The 17735-nt window shown below is 59.2% G+C and carries 17 protein-coding genes and 1 pseudogene; 11 read left to right on the top strand and 7 right to left on the bottom strand.

Features of this window, described 5'->3' with window-relative positions:
• Positions 1–2 precede the first annotated feature (2 nt).
• Positions 3–881, bottom strand: coding sequence for a GyrI-like domain-containing protein (locus HRQ60_RS05415; protein WP_172194617.1), 879 nt, complete (start codon positions 879–881; stop codon positions 3–5).
• Between the two features lie 205 nt (positions 882–1086).
• On the opposite strand from HRQ60_RS05415, the gene HRQ60_RS05420 reads away from it, so the two are divergent.
• From HRQ60_RS05420 to HRQ60_RS05460, 10 genes and pseudogenes are all read left to right on the top strand, one after another.
• Positions 1087–4290, top strand: a complete 3204-nt coding sequence (locus HRQ60_RS05420) for a DUF8202 domain-containing protein (protein ID WP_246281153.1) — start codon at positions 1087–1089, stop codon at positions 4288–4290.
• Complete coding sequence (locus tag HRQ60_RS05425) at positions 4209–4847, top strand: S-layer homology domain-containing protein (RefSeq protein WP_343044622.1); 639 nt, start codon at positions 4209–4211, stop codon at positions 4845–4847. The genes HRQ60_RS05420 and HRQ60_RS05425 overlap by 82 nt, the downstream gene beginning before the upstream one ends.
• A gap of 86 nt (positions 4848–4933) precedes the next feature.
• Positions 4934–5950 carry a response regulator gene (locus tag HRQ60_RS05430; RefSeq protein ID WP_172194619.1) on the top strand — a complete coding sequence of 339 codons (1017 nt, stop codon included), beginning with the start codon at positions 4934–4936 and terminating at the stop codon, positions 5948–5950.
• Between the two features lie 172 nt (positions 5951–6122).
• The gene (locus tag HRQ60_RS05435; protein ID WP_172194620.1) at positions 6123–6404 is read left to right on the top strand and encodes an ATP-binding protein; all 282 of its coding nucleotides are present in this window, start codon (positions 6123–6125) and stop codon (positions 6402–6404) included.
• Positions 6401–6517 (top strand): annotated as a pseudogene (locus tag HRQ60_RS23590) (two-component system response regulator DcuR); the annotation flags it as partial. The gene HRQ60_RS05435 and the pseudogene HRQ60_RS23590, both read left to right, overlap by 4 nt.
• 67 nt (positions 6518–6584) lie before the next feature.
• Positions 6585–7343, top strand: a complete 759-nt coding sequence (locus HRQ60_RS05440) for a response regulator transcription factor (RefSeq protein ID WP_172194621.1) — start codon at positions 6585–6587, stop codon at positions 7341–7343.
• Positions 7309–8496, top strand: a complete 1188-nt coding sequence (locus HRQ60_RS05445; RefSeq protein WP_172194622.1) for a sensor histidine kinase — start codon at positions 7309–7311, stop codon at positions 8494–8496. Before HRQ60_RS05440 ends, HRQ60_RS05445 begins: the two co-directional genes overlap by 35 nt.
• A 70-nt stretch (positions 8497–8566) precedes the next feature.
• Complete coding sequence (locus HRQ60_RS05450) at positions 8567–9520, top strand: peptidoglycan DD-metalloendopeptidase family protein (RefSeq protein WP_246281137.1); 954 nt, start codon at positions 8567–8569, stop codon at positions 9518–9520.
• A gap of 65 nt (positions 9521–9585) precedes the next feature.
• Entirely contained in the window at positions 9586–10536 is a 951-nt protein-coding gene (locus HRQ60_RS05455) for a helix-turn-helix transcriptional regulator (RefSeq protein WP_172194623.1), read from the top strand.
• A gap of 66 nt (positions 10537–10602) precedes the next feature.
• A complete protein-coding gene (locus HRQ60_RS05460; protein ID WP_172194624.1) occupies positions 10603–11205 on the top strand; it encodes a DinB family protein in 603 nt (200 codons plus the stop codon).
• On the opposite strand, the gene HRQ60_RS05465 is transcribed toward HRQ60_RS05460, so the two are convergent.
• From HRQ60_RS05465 to pepT, 6 genes are all read right to left on the bottom strand, one after another.
• Positions 11202–11783, bottom strand: a complete 582-nt coding sequence (locus tag HRQ60_RS05465) for a TetR/AcrR family transcriptional regulator (RefSeq protein ID WP_172194625.1) — start codon at positions 11781–11783, stop codon at positions 11202–11204. The two genes, HRQ60_RS05460 and HRQ60_RS05465, sit on opposite strands and share 4 nt — an antisense overlap.
• A 248-nt stretch (positions 11784–12031) precedes the next feature.
• The gene (locus tag HRQ60_RS05470) at positions 12032–12754 is read right to left on the bottom strand and encodes a DsbA family oxidoreductase (protein WP_172194626.1); all 723 of its coding nucleotides are present in this window, start codon (positions 12752–12754) and stop codon (positions 12032–12034) included.
• Between the two features lie 219 nt (positions 12755–12973).
• Entirely contained in the window at positions 12974–13594 is a 621-nt protein-coding gene (locus tag HRQ60_RS05475; protein WP_172194627.1) for an acetate uptake transporter, read from the bottom strand.
• A gap of 332 nt (positions 13595–13926) precedes the next feature.
• Complete coding sequence (locus tag HRQ60_RS05480; RefSeq protein WP_172194628.1) at positions 13927–14874, bottom strand: aldo/keto reductase; 948 nt, start codon at positions 14872–14874, stop codon at positions 13927–13929.
• A 126-nt stretch (positions 14875–15000) separates the two neighbouring features.
• Positions 15001–15606 carry a pentapeptide repeat-containing protein gene (locus HRQ60_RS05485; protein WP_172194629.1) on the bottom strand — a complete coding sequence of 202 codons (606 nt, stop codon included), beginning with the start codon at positions 15604–15606 and terminating at the stop codon, positions 15001–15003.
• An 18-nt stretch (positions 15607–15624) separates the two neighbouring features.
• Positions 15625–16860, bottom strand: a complete 1236-nt coding sequence (gene pepT, locus HRQ60_RS05490) for a peptidase T (protein ID WP_172194630.1) — start codon at positions 16858–16860, stop codon at positions 15625–15627.
• Between the two features lie 267 nt (positions 16861–17127).
• On the opposite strand from pepT, the gene HRQ60_RS05495 reads away from it, so the two are divergent.
• Positions 17128–17676: a guanylate kinase gene (locus HRQ60_RS05495; RefSeq protein WP_172194631.1), complete on the top strand. Its 549-nt coding sequence runs from the start codon at positions 17128–17130 to the stop codon at positions 17674–17676.
• The last annotated feature ends 59 nt before the right edge of the window (positions 17677–17735 follow it).

The raw sequence follows: 17735 nt of genomic DNA on the forward strand, positions 1-17735 counted from the left end.
ATTCAGCCGCGTCTCGGAGCGACCGGAATCCAGATCTCGCTGCGGTAATCCGCTGCGCTCTGATCGCGCTGTTCATTCCACAGGATCTCCGGTCCTTCGGCCTGCTGATAACCGGACGACGGGAACCATTCCGAGTAGATCCGTCCCCAGATCTCCTGCAGCGCACTCGGGAACAGGCCGACCGCTTCAAACACAGCCCAGCTCGAAGCCGCCACTTCCAGCGAAGCATATCCCGCGGGAGCGGGCAGCGTCGTGGCGGCGCCGATGTAATGATCCAGGCCGCCTTTTTCCTGCATCCGCTCTTCCGAGAAATTCGTCGAAGCGCTGACGACCCCGCCCGGCTCCGTGTTCGACAGTTCCTTCATCCTGCCGATCTTCTCCGCATCCAGACTCTGCCACATCTCCGCAATAGCCGGATTCACTCCGTGAAAGACGATCGGGACCCTTTTCATAAGCCCCGCGATCCGAAAAGCTTCTTTCTTCACAATTCGATAATTCATCCGTTCTCCTCCTTCGATCGTTAACCGGAAGGTCATGGGCGGGTAAGCTTTGAGTTCGGCTCCCCGGCGGCGCGCTTCCGACGGTGCCATGCCGTGCAGCTGCCGGAACGCCCGGGCAAAAGAATCGGCCGAATCGTAACCGTACCGGAGTGCGAGATCAATGACCTTCGCATCTCCCGTCTGCAGCTCGAACGCGGCCGCCGTCAGGCGTCTGCGCCGGATATGTTCCGCAAGCGTCACCCCCGCAAGAAAAGAAAACATCCGCTTGAAATGATGCTCCGAACACAGCGCGATCCGGGAGGCTTGACTCAAGTCGATGTCGCCGTCCAGATTGCGTTCGATATAGGCCATCGCTTCGTTCATCTTGTCGAGATGGTTCACCGCATTCCCCTCCTTGTCGTCTAAGATACCGGATTGCGGACACCGCTGCCCGACCTTTTGCGTTCCGGTTTGGTCGTAGGTCCGGGGTCTTTCAGTTGAACTGTATATTTTTGTAGATGTAGGCCTGTTAGCCTTGGGGAGAAACGGTACACATAGGCCGGAAGCGGTTCATACAAAAGGCAGGGGGATGGTAAAAGTGTTGAAAATGAAAGGTACAGCAGGTTCGGGCAAAAAGCTCCGACTCACGTTGGCGGGGGTGCTGGCGGCCGGAAGTTTGGCGGGAATCGGACCGGGAAGCGGCAGCGTGTCCGCAGCCGGAACGCAAAGTGCCGGCGTATCGGTGACCGAGAATGTCTACGCGGGCGGAGTTCAGGCGGGACTGATCTCATGGGTGGACCTGGCGCAGAGCTCTTCACAGATGCAGGGGCAGACGATCGGCAAGCTGCAGGATCTGGCTGCGCCGTTCGAATGGACGGCTTCGGGAACCGTGACTTACGATTCGTCCGTTCTGAATTTTAATCCGGCTTATAAAGGCTACGGTTATTTCTATGTTCCCGAAGCGTCGGGATTCAAGAGCGGCATTACGGATACGGTCGAAGTATTCTCCGTGCAGACCGCAAGGCCGGATAATAGCAATGCGGGTTATCCTTGGGAAATCGGCGGAACCTATTCTTCGGCAGGCGCCCGCTATATTCCTTCCGAGCTGCATTCTTATTTCGGTTCCGACAAATCCCGCGAGGTCGATATTAGCGGACATGATTTGACCGGGGCGAACATCTTGAATATGCGAAGCATGCCGGGCGAGTGGGCTGCGGAGATCACCGGGGACACGATCGAGCTGGATACGAATAACTCCGTCAACTTCAAGAGCCAGGTTCCGAGCACCAATGCTTACTATTTCGGCGCTGCCCATAATCAGGTGCTGAGAGGCAGCATTTCCGAAATGCTCGTCTTCAACCGTAAGCTTACGGATGATGAGCGCGAACAGGTCAACAGCTACCTGGCTATCAAATACGGAATTACCCTGACAGGCGACGATCTTGAAAATGTGGATTACGTCGCAAGCGACGGAAGCCCGATCTGGGATGCCGATGACAACACGGGCTACGGATACCGGATCACCGGGATCGGCCGTGATGCGCAGAGCGGACTGAATCAGAAGCAGTCCAAGTCGCAGAATAACGGGGCGCTTGTCACGCTTGCGCTGGGTGAAAGCGTAGCGGCATCGAACAAAGACAACGCGGGGACCATGACGAATCCCCAGTCGTTTCTGACCTTCGGCGATAACGGCAAAGCGGCCGCTTATACCGGTACGGTCGCGGATCCGCAGACCGGCAGTTTCCCGGTGATGGAGCGTACGTTCAAAGTGGAGAGAACGGATTGGGTCGATCAGACGGTTACGCTGGATCTGGATCTCGCGCAATCCGCATCGCCTTTCGAGCGGTATTATCTGGTCACAAGCGCAGATGAACATTTTGCCGGTGCCCAGTTCTACCCGCTTGACAGCGACGGCCGGATCTCGCTGAACAGCGGCGAGCTGCCGGACGGAAGTTTCTTCACGTTCGCCCATGTCGACAAAACGGCTCTGGCGGCGCAGACTTCCGCGATCGACGGCGGACTGTCCGGCGGTACGCTGAAGCCGGGCGATTACACGGCAGACAGTTGGAACCTGCTGCAGACGAAGCTGAACGAGGCCAAGACGGTCCTGTCGAATGACCCGGCTTCGCAAAGCGCAGTCGATCAGGCTCTGAAGGAATTGTCCGAAGCTTACGACGCACTGGAACCGGTAGGAGTGAAATTCGAACGTGCCGTGCTGGAAAAAGGCCTTTCCGGTTCGCGTCTTGTCGTCACGCTCGACCGCGGTGTCGAATTCGACGGAGTACCCGCAGGCTTTACGGTTCGGATCGGCGGGCAGGATATTCCGGCCGAACAGCTGAACCTCACCGTGGATCCCCAGGATCCGAAGCGGGTGCTGATCGGACTTCCTTCCGGTCTGGATCTGTCGAATATCGATACGGCCGGGGTCTCGTACGATTCCGCGTCGGGCAGTCTGCAGGGGCTGAACGGGGTGCCTGTATCAAGTTTCAATGAACAGGCGGAGAGCGGTCTGGGAGCTTCGCTCAACATCGCGCAGCCGGATACCGTGACGGGTGTCGTGTACGGCGGAGAGCCGGCGTTTGCCGGCAGTGTCGACCCGGAGGTTGATTCGCTGACGGTCGCGATCCGCGACGCCCAAGGCAATCCTGTCGACGGTGCCGGCGGTCAAGCGGTTATCGATCCTTCCGGAAGCTGGGCCTACACATCCGAGCAGCCGCTTCTTCCGGGCACTTATACGATTGTCGTCACAGCGACCAAAGGCTCGCTGACAGCCGTTAAGACCCGCACGTTCACCGTGGTGGACAAAACGGCTCTCCAGCAGCGTCAGGACGCCGTTATCGGCGAGAACCTGAACGGTTCGGCCTACACGCCGTCGAGCTGGAACGAACTGCAGCAGGTTCTGAACGAAGCGACTCAAGTGCTCGGCGACAAGTCGGCGACCCAAGCTATGATCGACGCGGCGCTGAATCGCCTGAATGCGGCACGCCTTGGACTTGCAGTCGTGCCGACCGAACCGTCGAACCCGACGACTCCGGTAACTCCGGTACAGCCGCCGTCCCAACCCTCTGTCCCGGCACCGCCTGCGCCGACCAAGCAGATCATTTCGGTCGATGTGGCTTCCGGTTCTGTAGATCTGGCCGACATCACCAAAGTTGAACTGGAACGGACAACCCATGCGGACGGATCGCTGAGCGATCTGGTGAACTTGACACCAACCAAAGCGCAGGAAGCGATCGACAAAGCGCTGGTCAAAAAAGATCCGACCGCCCGGATTCTGATTCCGGATCCGAATGACGCGGTCAGCGAAGTGAACGTCAAGATCCCGCAGGCGACCGCCGCTCTGCTGGTGAAGAACGGTATCGATCTCGAGATCCACAACCCGAACGGCACCGTGATCGTTCCGGCGTCGTCGCTGGCAGGGTGGAACGACGATTTCTACTTCCGCCTTGTTCCGATCAAGCAGCCGCAGCAGCGGCAGCAGGTCGAAACGCGCGCCGTCACCGAACAGGTGGTTCGCGAGCTGAGCGGAAACGAAGCGGCGAAGGTCGTCTCGCGTCCGATGACCATCGAGACCAATCTGTCGAGCCGTCCGGTCACGCTGGTTCTGCCACTCGACGGCACGAAGCTGCCGACGAACGCGGCGGAGTCGTCACCATGGACGAAGCGGCCGCAGGCAGCGGCAAGCTGGGTCTGCGCTTCGGGATCCAGAAGTTCAGCAATTTCACCATCGTGCATCTGGGCGATACGAAGCACCATGACGCGTATATCCAAGGGTATACCGACGGAACGCTGCGTCCGGATCAAGGCGTGATCCGCGCCGAGATGGCGGCGATGCTGACCCGTCTGGGCCAGCTGCAGTCGCCTGCGGCGGCGAACGCGGCGTCCGTCTTCTCCGATCTGCGGATCGGCTACTGGGCCCGCACCGAAATCGGTCAAGTGACCGAAGCGGGCTGGATGAAAGGCTACGTCGGCGGCAGCTTCAAGCCGAACGGGGCGATCACCCGGGAAGAAATGGCGTCGATCGCCTTCAACTATCTGGGGTTGTCCGAAGCGGATGCGGCGGGTGTGTTCCCGGATGTCCGGGCCAACGGCTGGTCCGGCGGCCAGATTGCCGCCGTGCAGAGCCAGGGCATCATGACCGGCTACCCGGACGGGACGTTCCGTCCGCAGCAGGAACTGACCCGGGCGGAAGCGGTCACGATCTTGAACCGGCTGTTCGCCCGCGGACCGCTGCATGAAGCGCAGGGCGCGAAATGGCCGGATGTATCGGCGGGCCACTGGGCCTACGCGGATCTGATGGAAGCGGCGCTCGACCACGGATACGTGAGCCGCACCGAAGGCGGAGAAGAATGGGTATCCGCTGACTAAGCCAAGTCCAACGAAGTCCCCGCCCGGAGCAATCCGGGCGGGGACTTTTAAAAAAAGGAACGATTCGGACGAAAGGAAGTGGGCAGATGAGAGCGCTGCTGGTAGATGATGAAAAATTGGCGCTTCTGCACTTGAAAAATATGCTGGAGCAGCAAAGTGGGGTTCGGGTCGCGGGCATGTTCAGCGATGCGAAACGGGCGTTGGAAGAGATCGGAGAAACGGCGCCGGATATCGTTTTTCTCGATATCGAAATGCCGGAAATCGACGGGCTTGAGCTCGCGGCCCGGATTCGGGCTTTGGACGAGGCGGTCGATATCGTATTCACGAGCGGCTCCGTGCGTCATGCGCTGGACGCCTACGAATTTTATCCGCTGGATTATATGAGGAAACCGATCAACCGCCAGAGGCTCGGCCAAACGCTGGATCGAGCCCGGCATCGTCTGGAACACGGGACCTGCCGGGAAGCGAATCCGAACAGCAGCCCCTTGCTGCTCTGTCTGGGTCCGCTGAGGGTGCATCATCCGGATACGGGGGCGGCCTATATGAAATGGGGAACGAGCAAAGCGCAGGAACTGTTCGCCTATCTGCTGCATAACCGCGGGCGTATTGTCGGTCGGGATGAGCTGTTCGGGCTGCTGTGGAACGGCTTCGATTCGGAGCGGGCGGCGGCGCAGCTGTACAATACGGTGTACACCGTCCGGGCGGTATTAAAAGAAGCGGGATTGAATATCTCCATTGTCAAAGGCGGGCCGGTATCCGGCTACCGCCTTGAACTCGGGCAGGTGCAGCTGGACGTCCGGCAGTGGGAAGAAGAAGCCGCGTCGCTGCCTCCGATCGGTCCAGGCACGGCCGCCAGATATGAAGCGGCGCTGTCGCGTTATACGGGCGAGTATTTGAGCGGCCACGATTATGTTTGGGCGGAGAGCGAACGGGATCGTCTTCGCCGACTCTGGCTGGGACATGCCCGGCTGCTGGAAGAATTTTATCGGACATCGGGGAAGATGGCCGAAGCGGAGGCGGTTAGCCAGCGGGTGAGCAGGCTGTCGCCCGTCTTCCGGGCATTCGAGTCCGAACCTTTGGATCGCGGGCTGACTTTGGGATAAGTCGAAGCGGAGGCCCCGCGTACCTTCATAATGATCGCTGTGCAGCCTTCCGGCATATTCCGGAAGGCTGTTTGGGTTTGCGCGGGGTCGAGCGCAAGGCGCCGCCGCAGTCCGGCGGCTGTGTTCTTCTTCCTCGCGGCCTGTCGGAGCATCCGGTATAATTGGCTTAGTTATGAAGATTCACAAGGAAGCGGCGATCTCGTTTCGCTGCGCGAACGGTTTTTTGGATATCGAAGTCGAAGATAACGGAAAGGGCTTCTCCGAGGAAGTCGGCAGACGTCTATATGAACAAGGCTATTCCATCAAAGGCGAAGGCCGGGGCGTCGGATTGTATCCGGTTTGGCGCAGTGCGGAGCGGCTCGGAGGTTCTGTCTCGTATCGAAGCGAAATCGGGCGCGGAACCGAATTCCATGTTCGGATTCCGTATCCCGGGCAAAAGGAGGAACCGAAATGATTCGGGTACGGATTGTGGAAGACGATCCGATGGTGGCGGAGATGAACCGTTTCTATCTGGAGCAGGTGGAAGGCCTTCTTTTTGCGGGGTGGGCGTCTTCGGGCGAATCCGCCCCTGCCGGACGGAGCCGGTCTGATCGCTGCGTATCTATAAAGCGGGTATCCCGCCAAGGAGGAGAGCATGGACCAAGAATGCGAGCTGCTGGTCGTAGATGACGACCCGGACATTTTGGATGTGGTTCGGACTTACCTGGAACTTGAAGGCTATACCGTACATACGGCCGCAAACGGACGGGAAGCGCTGGAGATCTGGGAGCGAAGCCGTATTTCGCTGGCGCTGCTGGATATCATGATGCCGGAAAAAGACGGACTCGAAGTCTGCCGGGCGCTGCGTGCGGTATCCAACGTGCCGATTCTGCTGCTGAGTGCGCGGGCGGCGGATGCGGACAAAGTGATCGGTCTGCGCATGGGGGCGGACGATTATTTGGTCAAGCCGTTCAGTTTGTCGGAACTGTCGGCACGCGTGGGCGCTTTGCTGCGCCGATACAGGGAGCTTGGCGGAGAAAGTCGAAGCAAAGGTGTAGAAGGGGCAGGGGGGACGGAACAAACCGAGAATACGATCCGGGTCGGACGGCTGACGATCGAGCCTTCCGCTCGGCGCGTGGCTGCGGAAGGAACCGAGATTCGTCTGACGCGGACCGAATACGATATCTTGCTGCTGCTTGCCGGAAGCCGCGGACAAATCTTTACGCCCGAGCAGATCTACGGAAGAGTCCGAGGGGAAGAACCGCTCAAGAACGACGCATCGGCGGTCATGGTACATATTGCAAGGCTGCGCGAGAAGATCGGAGACGATGACCGTCAAACTCGCATGATCCAAAACGTATGGGGAGTGGGCTACCGAATTGAAAAAGAAACGCGTACCGGGCATCCGGGCTAAATTTTACGCGGCTGCCGCTGTCGGAATGGTTCTGGCCGGTTTGTCGATTGTCGCTGTACAATCGCTGCTCCCTTCGCTGGCAGGGATTTCGACCGCACAGGCTGCGCAGTGGGAACAGTCGTATGCCTGGATTTATTTTGCGGGATTCGTTCTGCTCGCCTTGAGCTTTGCGTCCCTCCTGACAAGGGGGCTGATCAGGCGGATCGAGAGCATCGGATCGGCTGCGGAGCGGATCGGTCAGGGCGATCTGACCTGCCGGATTGGGGAAACGAGCGGTGACGAGTTGGGCAGACTGTCCCGGCGAATCGACGGGATGGCCGAAGCGCTGGAGCGGGCCGACGAGCGTGAACGAAGCGCCGAAGAAGACAAGAACAGGCTGATCGCCTCGCTGTCACACGATATGCGTACGCCTCTGACTTCGCTGTCGGGCTATCTGGAGATGGCCGAACTCCGACTGAAGCGGTGCGGTTCGAGCCCCTCCTTGAAGTTGGAGGAAAGTCCCTTTTCAAGCCGCGGCGCTGCGGCCGCCGAAGAAGCCGCTGCCCTGGCCGAAGCGCTTCGCTGCATCGGGGCGGCCCGCCGGAAGACCGGCGAGCTGGAAGGATACGCCGATCAACTGCTGGATTACACGCTGATCGGAGCCGGAGACGTACAAGCGGGCTTTGTTTTTTTTGCGCTGGAGACCCTTCTTGGGCAGGTTCTGGCCGACTTTGTTCCCGGGTTGGAACGGGCGGGGATGAAGCTGGAGAAAGAGTTCCGGCCTGGAACGGAAAACGCCGAAGTTTACGGAGACCCGGCTCTGCTGGCCAGGCTGCTAGGCAACCTGATCGACAATGGAATACGCTACGGCGGCTCGGGCGGATGGCTGATTGTCCGAACCTGGCTGGAGGCAGGGCGGATCGTGATCGAGATCGCCAACAAAGGTGAGCCTATCGCGGAGGAAGATCTTCCGCATCTGTTTGAGCGGATGTACAGAGGCGATAAATCTCGCAGCGCCTCCCGGAAAGGACGCGGACTCGGCCTCGCGGCCGTCCGAGAAATCGCTCGTCTGCACGGCGCGGAAGTGGAAGTCCGCAGCGACAGATTCGAGACCTGCTTCACGGTGCATGTACCCCAATCCGGGTTAAGGGTGGAATCTGTAAGAAAGCCGTAAGTTTTTCGTCTCCCAAGTCGTAAGTTTTCCCGCTTAGACTGTGTACAGAACCTAAACGGGAGGGTATACGATGAACAAGAAGAACCGAATGCAAGGCCGCCGGGCCGCATGGGTCGGCGGCCTGCTGCCGTGTCTGCCGCCGATTGGCTTATGGACCGCCGTATGGGGTTGGAGAGGCGTTCCAAGCGTGCTGGCCTGGTGGCTGATCCAGGCTTACAGTCTTATCGCCGTACTGCTGATGCTGATCTTGGTCGCGGTGTGGGGATTCCGCTTCGCGATTCGCAAGCTACGCGGGAGGGAGAGAAGATCCACCTTCTTCCGTCCGGTTTTCCGGATTTTGCTGGCGGCCGCATTTGTGCTGGGCGCCTGGCCCGCTTTGTGGTTTGCCGGAATCGGACAGATGGCCTACCCGGCAGACGCTGCGCGGACAGAACCTTCCGTAACGATCGCTTCTCCTTTTGCGGAGCCGGCGATTGTAGGTTGGGGAGGCGACCGTCTGCGAACCAATTACCATGCCGCCGCGCCGAACGAACGCTGGGCTTACGATCTGCTGGCCGACCCGGCGGGTATCGGAAGTTCGCGGCTTGAAGATTACGGCATTTACGGCCGTCAGGTGTTGGCCCCCGCGGCCGGAACGGTCGTGGAGGCGCGAGGGGACGAAGCCGATCATGCGCCGGGCGTCAGCGATTCGGAGACACTGGCGGGCAACCATGTGTATATTCGCCTGGATGCCACGGGGACCTACCTGGTATTGGCCCATTTGATGCAGGGTTCCGTCGAAGTGCAGACCGGTGAACATGTGGAGGCAGGCGATCTTCTGGCAAGGGTCGGCAATTCGGGGAGTTCCAGCGAACCGCATCTCCACCTGCATCATCAGCGGCAGAATCCGGCGGAGACAAACCTGTTTTTGACGGAAGGACTTCCGCTTTATTTTCGGGGTGAGCAGGGGCCCTTCATGCCTGTAGGCGGCGTCGAAGTGCGGGAGGGACGGGATATTCCGGTCGGCGACCGGCTGGCTCCCTAAGCTTTTCGAAGGGGAACGGACGTAAGCGAAAAAGAAAAAACAGGCAGTCCGAAGGAGGCGCCCAAATGAACAAAACGGACCGGATGCTGGCGATTCTGCTTCGTCTGCAGCGCGGAGGCACGATTCGCGGAGAAGATCTGGCACAGACGTTCGAGACCAGTGTACGAACCATTTATCGCGATATGCAGGCGCTCAGCGAGTCGGGGGTGCCGCTTCTGGGAACACCGGGGGCGGGGTATTCGCTGATGGAAGGTTATTTTCTTCCGCCCGTGATGCTGACGACGGACGAAGCGCTTGCGGCATTGATGGGAGCGGAGTTTACGGAACGCCATTTCGCGAGCCGGGTACGAAGAGGCGCGCATACGTTCCGGGAGAAGATTGAACTGGTTCTCCCTGCGGACGTACGGGAAGATGTCGGGCGGCTGCGGGAGACGGCGAAACTGGTGGACGAGAAGCGCCAGCCGCAGGACGAAGAGGTGCTGAACCGGATGGAGAAGCTGCAGGAAGCCATACTGGAGCGGCGCAAGGTGGAATTCGAATATGTCAGAGTCGGAGAAGAAGCGCTGGAACCTTCGCCAAAAGAACGCCGCAGAGCCGCGCCGTACGGAGTCGTACTGCTGCGGGGAAGCTGGATTCTGGTCGCCCGCTGCGACCTGCGTCAGGCGATCCGCCATTTCCGTTTGTCCCATATCAGCGAATTGATCCGGACGGACGAACCGTTCAGCCTGCCGGACGATTTTCGTCTGTCGGATTACCGGGTGCAGGACGACCGGACGCTGAGGGCGATTGTCCGCGCCGACGCGGCTGCGGCCGAACGGGTCAAGGAGCAGCGTTCGTACTATCTGGACAAGACGGAACAGGGCGAGTCGGGGGTGCTGCTGCATTTTCGGATGAGACGGTACGAAGACCTGCTGCCGATGCTGCTGGGACTGGGCGCTTCCGCCGAAGTGCTTGAACCCGAAGAGCTGCGCGATCTCGTTCGCGAAGAACTCCGGAACATGTTGAAAAGCTACTGACAGGCAGATGTCAGCAGCGGGACGCTACAATGGGATTATCCGATACGAAGAGGAGACGATGATCCCATGAACACGATCCATCCGAATACGTCCGCCGCCGAACTTCCTGCAGCAAGCGCTGCGATTCCAACAGAGGACGGTCCGCTTCTGCAGAGCCTGAAGCAGTCTACCGGGTATTATCTCTCCCGCATCGATGCGCTGGATCTCGAGCAGCTGCGCAGGCAGCCCGATCCGGAAGAATGGTCCCTCGGACAGATGCTGATGCATCTGGCGGGATCCGCGCTGTATATGCAGCTGGCAAATGTGCAGCGCTGTCTGGAAACGGCCGAGAATCCTGCGGAAGAATCCATGCCCAAGACAGAAATCGCGAGGTCCGTTTTCCTCACGGGCAGCTTCCCTCCTGCGCCGGTCCGGGTACCGGCTTCGCCGCAGTATACGCCGCAGCAGCCGGAGAGCAAGGCGCAGATCGTGACCGGGCTTGAGCGTGTGCTCGAAACCGTACGGGAGCTGGAACCTCGGGTGGCCGCTTCGTCCTCCCGGCGGACGGCGCCGCATCCGAGGTTCGGCGGTCTGAATGCGGCAGAATGGCTCAAGCTGACCGAGATGCATTACCGGCATCATCGGCTGCAGGAAGCGCGCCTGTCTGCCTGGCTCCAATCGGTGGACTAATCGGCCGACGAAAATCGGTTCACAATCATCGTTTCGAGCAGGCCGTACGCTTTCTCCAGATCAAGTTCGGGATTCAGCAGCTTCTGCAGCGCCAGACCGTCGAAACAGGACAGCAGAATCGCGGACAGCGCATCGCGTTCTTCGTCTTCGATACCGCGCAGCGACGCGTCCAGGACGTCCGCGATCCCCGAGCGTCCGATCTCGAGCAGTTCGCCGACTTCTCCGGCCAACCGAGGGCTGCGCAGGCCTTGGGCGAACAATTCGTAGCGCAGCTTGTACCAATCGGCTTCGTGTCCGTGTGCGGCTGTACGCGGCCGTGCGGGCTCCGCTTCGAACAGCGGCTTCGCGGAATCGTCCGGAAGCGGTTCGCCGAATTCCGTTTCGCAGCGTTCGCGGCTCCGCCGGAGCACTTCGTGCAGGATGTCTTCTTTGGTTTTGAAATAATAGTGGATCAGGCCGTGTGCGGCAAGTCCCGCTTCCGCCGCAATTTCCTTGATCGAAGCACTGTCGTAGCCTTTCTCCGCGATCGTCCGGGCTGCGGCGTCGACAATCTGTTTTTTTCTCGGATTCTTTTTCATACGGCCTCCTTCTTGTCCGGTGTTCGCTGTTCGGTGTGTTCAGCGTAGCAGGTCGAAGAAGCCGCCGCAATCCGTTTTCTGCAAATTCATGAATAGGTAGGGCCCGGCCGGAGAGCGTGTTTCTTCCGCCGCGAACCTCAAAAAAGCTTGCCGGGAACGATCCCGGCAAGCTTTTTTGAGGTTTCCAATCTCCAAGCGGAGGCCGATCTGGATCGGCCAGGCGTTCCTACGGCTGCCGCCGGCTAGCCTTACTCCGGTTTGCTCGGCGGCACTGCGCAGGAGCCGTCCGAGCATCCGTCGGCATCGCCCGAATCGGCGCCCAGTACGGTCAGCGGCGAACGATCGCCCCATGCGCGGGTCAGCGCCTGGTCGAAGACTTCGTCCGGCTGTGCGCCCGATACGGCAAACTTGCCGTCGAGTACGAAGAACGGCACGCCGCGTACGCCGAGCTGCATCGCCTGATCTTCGTCCGCCCGGACCCGGTCGCCGTAAGCGTCCGACTTCAACACGCCGAGCACTTCGTCTGGGTCCAGTCCGGCTTCCGCCGCGAGCTTCGCGATTTCTTCGTGGTCGCCCAAGAAGGCGCCTTCGGTGAAGTAAGCCTGCATCAGACGTTCGGTCACGGCTTGGGACAGACCTTTCTCTGCCGCAAAATGCGCGACCCGGTGTGCATCGAACGTATTCGTATAGCGCATCCGGTCGAAATCGTAGTTCAGACCCACGCTGTTGGCCGCTTCGCCGACGCTGCGGTTCGAAGCCATGGCCTGTTCGCGGCTCATGCCGTATTTGCCGGCGAGCAGATCGTGAATGTCGCCGTTCGTATGCACATGGGCATTCGGATCAAGTTCGAAACTCTTGTAGACGACTTCAACTTGACCGTTGTGCGGGAAACGCTCCAGGGCGTGTTCAAGGCGGCGTTTGCCGATATAACAAAATGGGCAGACATAGTCTGACCAGACTTCGATTTTCATGGGAAAAGACTCCTTTTTCGGCGATATGCAGTCTGCGCCAACGCTCCTGGAGGATCGCCTGCGCACCGCACTGCCGACTCTATTTTGCTTACTTAACATCATTATAGTTACATTTAGTAAGTAAATCAAGTCTTTTCATGAAAGAATCAACGAAGACGCAAAAATCCCGCTTCGCGTAGATACGCGAAGCGGGACGGTCTAACGGTGCGTGTGCGCAAATCAAGGACGAGGTTTGAAGATCCCGAAAGGTCGGCCGATCGGCAGGAACTCGCGTCCGAAATGTACATTCAGGACATTGGCGCCGCAGCCGTACAGCGAGAGCAGGCCGATCGCCATTTCCGCGTATGCCGCCAGTTCGTGGAAGAATTCCGGCGCGCCGAACGCGTCGAAAGTCAGACCAAGGAACAGCACGTCGATCAGACAGAAGATGAAGAATAATACTTTGTTCGTCTCCATGGCCCCGATCGTCATGAACAGGGTGAAGATCAGATAACCGCCGAACGCGAAACCGAGCTGTTTGCCGTCGACGGCACCCGCGAGTTCGGGTCCGAACGTGCCCAGCTTGATCATCCAGTTGGCCGCCATGGCGAACCAGAAGAATGCGTAGGCCGCAAAAGCGGTCATGCCGAACGTATTATTGTGCTTCGCATCCTGGATCGCGGCGAACAGCTGAGCGCAAGCGCCCAGGAAAATAGCCCAGGAAGCGGCATAGCCAAGGCCTTCCGTCAATCCGAGCTTCTGCGACGAAGCGACGAGTGTGACGATGGCCAGACCGAACAAGCCGATCGCGCCGGGATCGGCGTTTACGATCTTGACGGAGGTAGGGGACGGGTGATTCATGACGTTTGATTACTCCTTCGACAATGTAAGATAGGAAGATGGAAATTCCCGAATCGTTCCGTTCTGTGTGGAACTCAACTGACCTATTGTACCCGAAAAGAAAAGCGAAATGAATACGAAAAAACAGCTTTTCAAGAAATTTTCCCGAAAACTGGGCGATCCGCGGTCCGAAAATCGGTTGGGTACGCTTACGTCACTGTTTACTTATGCCGAATCGCCAAGAAACCCCGCTCTGCGCCAAATGGAGGATCGGGGTTTCGGTTTATTTGCGCACACAAGCGGTGTGCCGGTCATTCGAAGTTTGATGGATAAATGCTCGGGATCGGGCCGTCTTAGTCCCGGAACAGAAAATCGATCTGCTCGATCTGCTGCGGCGTCAGTTCGACGTCGAGCGTCTGGAGATTCGCGGCAACCTGCTTGTCGTTCTTGGCACCCGGAATTACCGCGTCGATGGCATCCCGCGTCAGATACCAGGCGAGTACGACATTGGCGATGCTCGCTTTCTGCGCGCCGGCGATCTCGCGCAGTCCGTTCACTTTCTCCACATTGCGCTTGAAATTTTCGCCTTGGAACAGCGGATTTCTCAGCTTGCTCTCATCCAGCTTGTCGTCCGCGCCGTATTTGCCGGTCAGCAGACCGGAAGCGAGCGGGAAATAAGGCACGAACGAGATCCCGTTCTCCTTGGCGTAAGGGAGCAGCTGCGCTTCGGCGCCGCGTCTGAACAGGTTGTATTCACCCTGGAATACGTCGACATGGCCGTCTTTGTTCGCTTCGCGCAGCTGCTCCATCGAGAAGTTGGACACGCCGATCGCGCGGATCTTGCCTTCCTGCTTCAGCTTGGCGAGTTCGCCAACCGCTTCGTCTTTGGGCGTATGTTCATCGGGGAAATGGATATAGTAGAGATCGATATAATCGGTGCCGAGCCGTTTCAGGCTGGATTCGACCGATTCCCGCAGGAAAGCAGGGGAATTGTCGAACACGGTTTTTTCGCCGACGAACCGATGTGCGCCCTTGGTTGCGATCACGATCTGGTCCCGTCGGCCGTAGGATTTCAGCACTTCGCCGATTAATTCTTCGGAGCGTCCGGGCCCGTAGATAAACGCCGTATCGAGGAAGTTGATGCCGCTATCCAGCGCCGCCCGTACGGAGGCTTTGCCGGCTTCTTCGTCCAGGTTCGGGAATAGGTTATGTCCGCCGACCGCGTTGGTGCCGAGTCCGATCGGGTTGACCGTAAGTCCGCTTTTGCCTAGAGTCACGTTGGGGTTTACCGCTTTCGTCATTGCAAAAACCTCGCTTTCCGGAAATGGGAATAGAAAAAGGAGAGACGCCGCGCTGTCGCAACCGCGTCTCCCCGGTATCCTGTTTATTTACCCAAAAAGCCATTCACTCAAAAAGAAGTGCGCCGCTCAATCGACCTTTGCCCCGTAAGCGCGCATGAATAGGACAGCCTGCTCCCGGTCCATACGCACGTTTTTGACGTCCAGCGATTTGAAATCGACGCCGTCGAGAATCGCTTCGCGCAGATCCGCGCCCTGCAGCTTCGCTCCGGCCAGCACGCAGCGGGTCAGATCGGCTCCGCGTAGATCGGCTTTTTGCAGACTGGTCTGCGACAGATCGGCTTCGAAAAAGCGCGCCCCGCGCAGATCCTGCCGGTCCAGCCGGCTCTGCCGCAGATTGGTGTACGACCAATCGCCGCGCACGACGGTGAATCCGTCCAGCTTCGCGCCCGCGAAGTCGGAGCCGGTCATCTTGCAGTCTTCGAACTTGGCCGAGAACAGATTGGCTTCGATAAACTTGCAGTTCTCGAACGCCGACCCCGTATGGATCGACCCGTTCATCGCCGCGCCCCTGAAGTCGCATTCGGTGAACCGGCAGCTCTTGGTCATGATTTCTTCCATCGAACCGTAGGCGAAGCGGCAGCGGATGAACGTACAGTTCAGTAGTTCGCCGTCCTGCATTTCCTGCGAACCGAAGTCGACGTCTTCGTATTCGCGATTTTCGTACTCGAACATGCGGATTCCGCCTCCCGTTTAAGCCCGGCGCTCGAACGCCTGGACGACTTCCAGAATGACTTCGGTCGCTTTGACCATATTGTCGGCAGAGACGTATTCGTATCGGCCGTGATAGTTCTCGCCGCCGGTGAAGATATTCGGCGTCGGCAGGCCCATGTACGACAGCTGCGAACCGTCGGTACCGCCGCGGATCGGACGGATATCCGGCTCGATATTCAGCTTCTTCATCGCGTCGCCGACCAGATCCACGATCTCGATCACCGGTTCGATCTTCTCGCGCATATTATAGTATTGATCGCGCAGCTCCAGCAGGACATTCTCGTCGCCGTACGTCTGACGGAACTCGCCGGCGATCGTTTCCATCGACTTTTTGCGCGATTCGAAGCTCTCCCGGTCGAAGTCGCGAATGATGTACGACAGCGTCGTCTGATCCGTGCCGCCGTTGATGTCGAGCAGATGGAAAAAGCCTTCGTAACCTTCCGTGAATTCCGGCGATTCCTGCTCCGGCAGGCGGCGGTGGAACTCCATGGCGATCTTGGCGGCGTTGATCATTTTGCCTTTGGCCGTGCCCGGATGGACGCTCACGCCTTTGATCGTGACTTTGGCGGCCGCCGCGTTGAAACTTTCGTACTCCAGTTCGCCGAGCGGACCCCCGTCCATCGTATAGGCGTATTTCGCGCCGAACGCTTCCACGTCGAAACGCTGCGGGCCGCGCCCGATCTCTTCGTCCGGCGTGAACGCCACGCGGATCTTGCCGTGCTTGAGTTCCGGATGCGCGATCAGATGATTCAGCGCCGTCATGATCTCGGCCATGCCGGCTTTGTCGTCGGCGCCGAGCAGCGTCGTGCCGTCGGTCGTCATGAGCGTATGGCCGACGTAATGCGACAGTTCGGGGAACTCGCGCGGGGAGAGCACGATGCCGAGTTCTTGGTTCAGCACGATGTCGCCGCCGTCGTAGCTGTCCACGATCTGCGGATTGACGTTGGCTCCGCTCAGTTCGGTCGCCGTGTCGAGGTGGGCCAGGAAGCCGATCACCGGCACGTCCGTTTTATCCGTATTCGCTTCGAGCGAAGCCATCACATAGCCGTTTTCGTCGAGTGTAATTTCCGTGAGGCCCATCTCCGTCAGCTCGCGTACAAGCTGCTCGGCCAGTTTCATCTGGCCCGGGGTGGACGGGCAGGTCTCGCTGTCTTCATTGGACTGGGTATCGAAACGGGCATAGCGGTCGAGACGTTCGATCAGCTCTTTTTTCATGGATATCTGCCTTCTTTCCGTAGGCCGTCTCCGGCGCGCATCGATGCGGCGTCGCGGTCGGATCGGCATTTCGATTTGGCGGACCGGAGCACGCAGGATCATGCGGCCGGTCCACTCCTCTCATTAGTTTAGCATGAAAAAGGGTTTCGTAAAAAGCGGAGCGGCGCTGGTCATTTCTTCGCGAACATGCGAAAATACACCGTGCACTTATCAGACCGGATTGCAGAAAGCGCCGCTTCCTGCGGTCCGGTATCGGGAGGTTGGAACATGAAAGTCTCGCTGGTTGTTTTTCAAGGGCCAAGCGCTTCGGGCAAAACGACGCTTCAAGCGGTGCTTGCGCTGCCCCGCATTGTCACCTGGACATCGAGAGCGCCGCGCGGCGGCGAAGTCGACGGCGTCGATTATCATTTCACGCAGCGGGAGACGCTTGAGCGGATGAGGAACGAAGGCGCGATGTTGGAGACCAGCGAATATCGCGGTCATCTGTACGGTACGTCGCTCTCTTCGATTGAAGAGACGGCCCGCGGCGCGGGGGTTCGTTCGATCGTGCTCGATCCGAGCGGTGCCCGGGTCGCCAAAGCGCTGCTCGGCGAGCGGGCGCTGATGCTCGGCGTCTCGGCTTCGCGTGCCGAATGCGAAGCGCGCCTGCTGGCGCGGGGCTCGGACGCCGCGCAGATCGCGGCGCGTCTGGCCGGCTACGATGAAGAGATCGCCGCCCTTGCCGGATGCGACCTGATCGTGCGCAGCGGCGAAGGCGCGCTGGAGCGTGCGGAAGAGATCGTTCGGGCGCTGCGGCCGCTGCTCGGTATCGATTGAATCTCTTGACAAAGACCCCTGTTTTCTTCTGGATGAAGAAAACAGGGGTCTTTGGGGTT

This window comes from Saccharibacillus qingshengii, assembly GCF_013185195.1.
GTDB lineage: Bacteria > Bacillota > Bacilli > Paenibacillales > Paenibacillaceae > Saccharibacillus > Saccharibacillus qingshengii.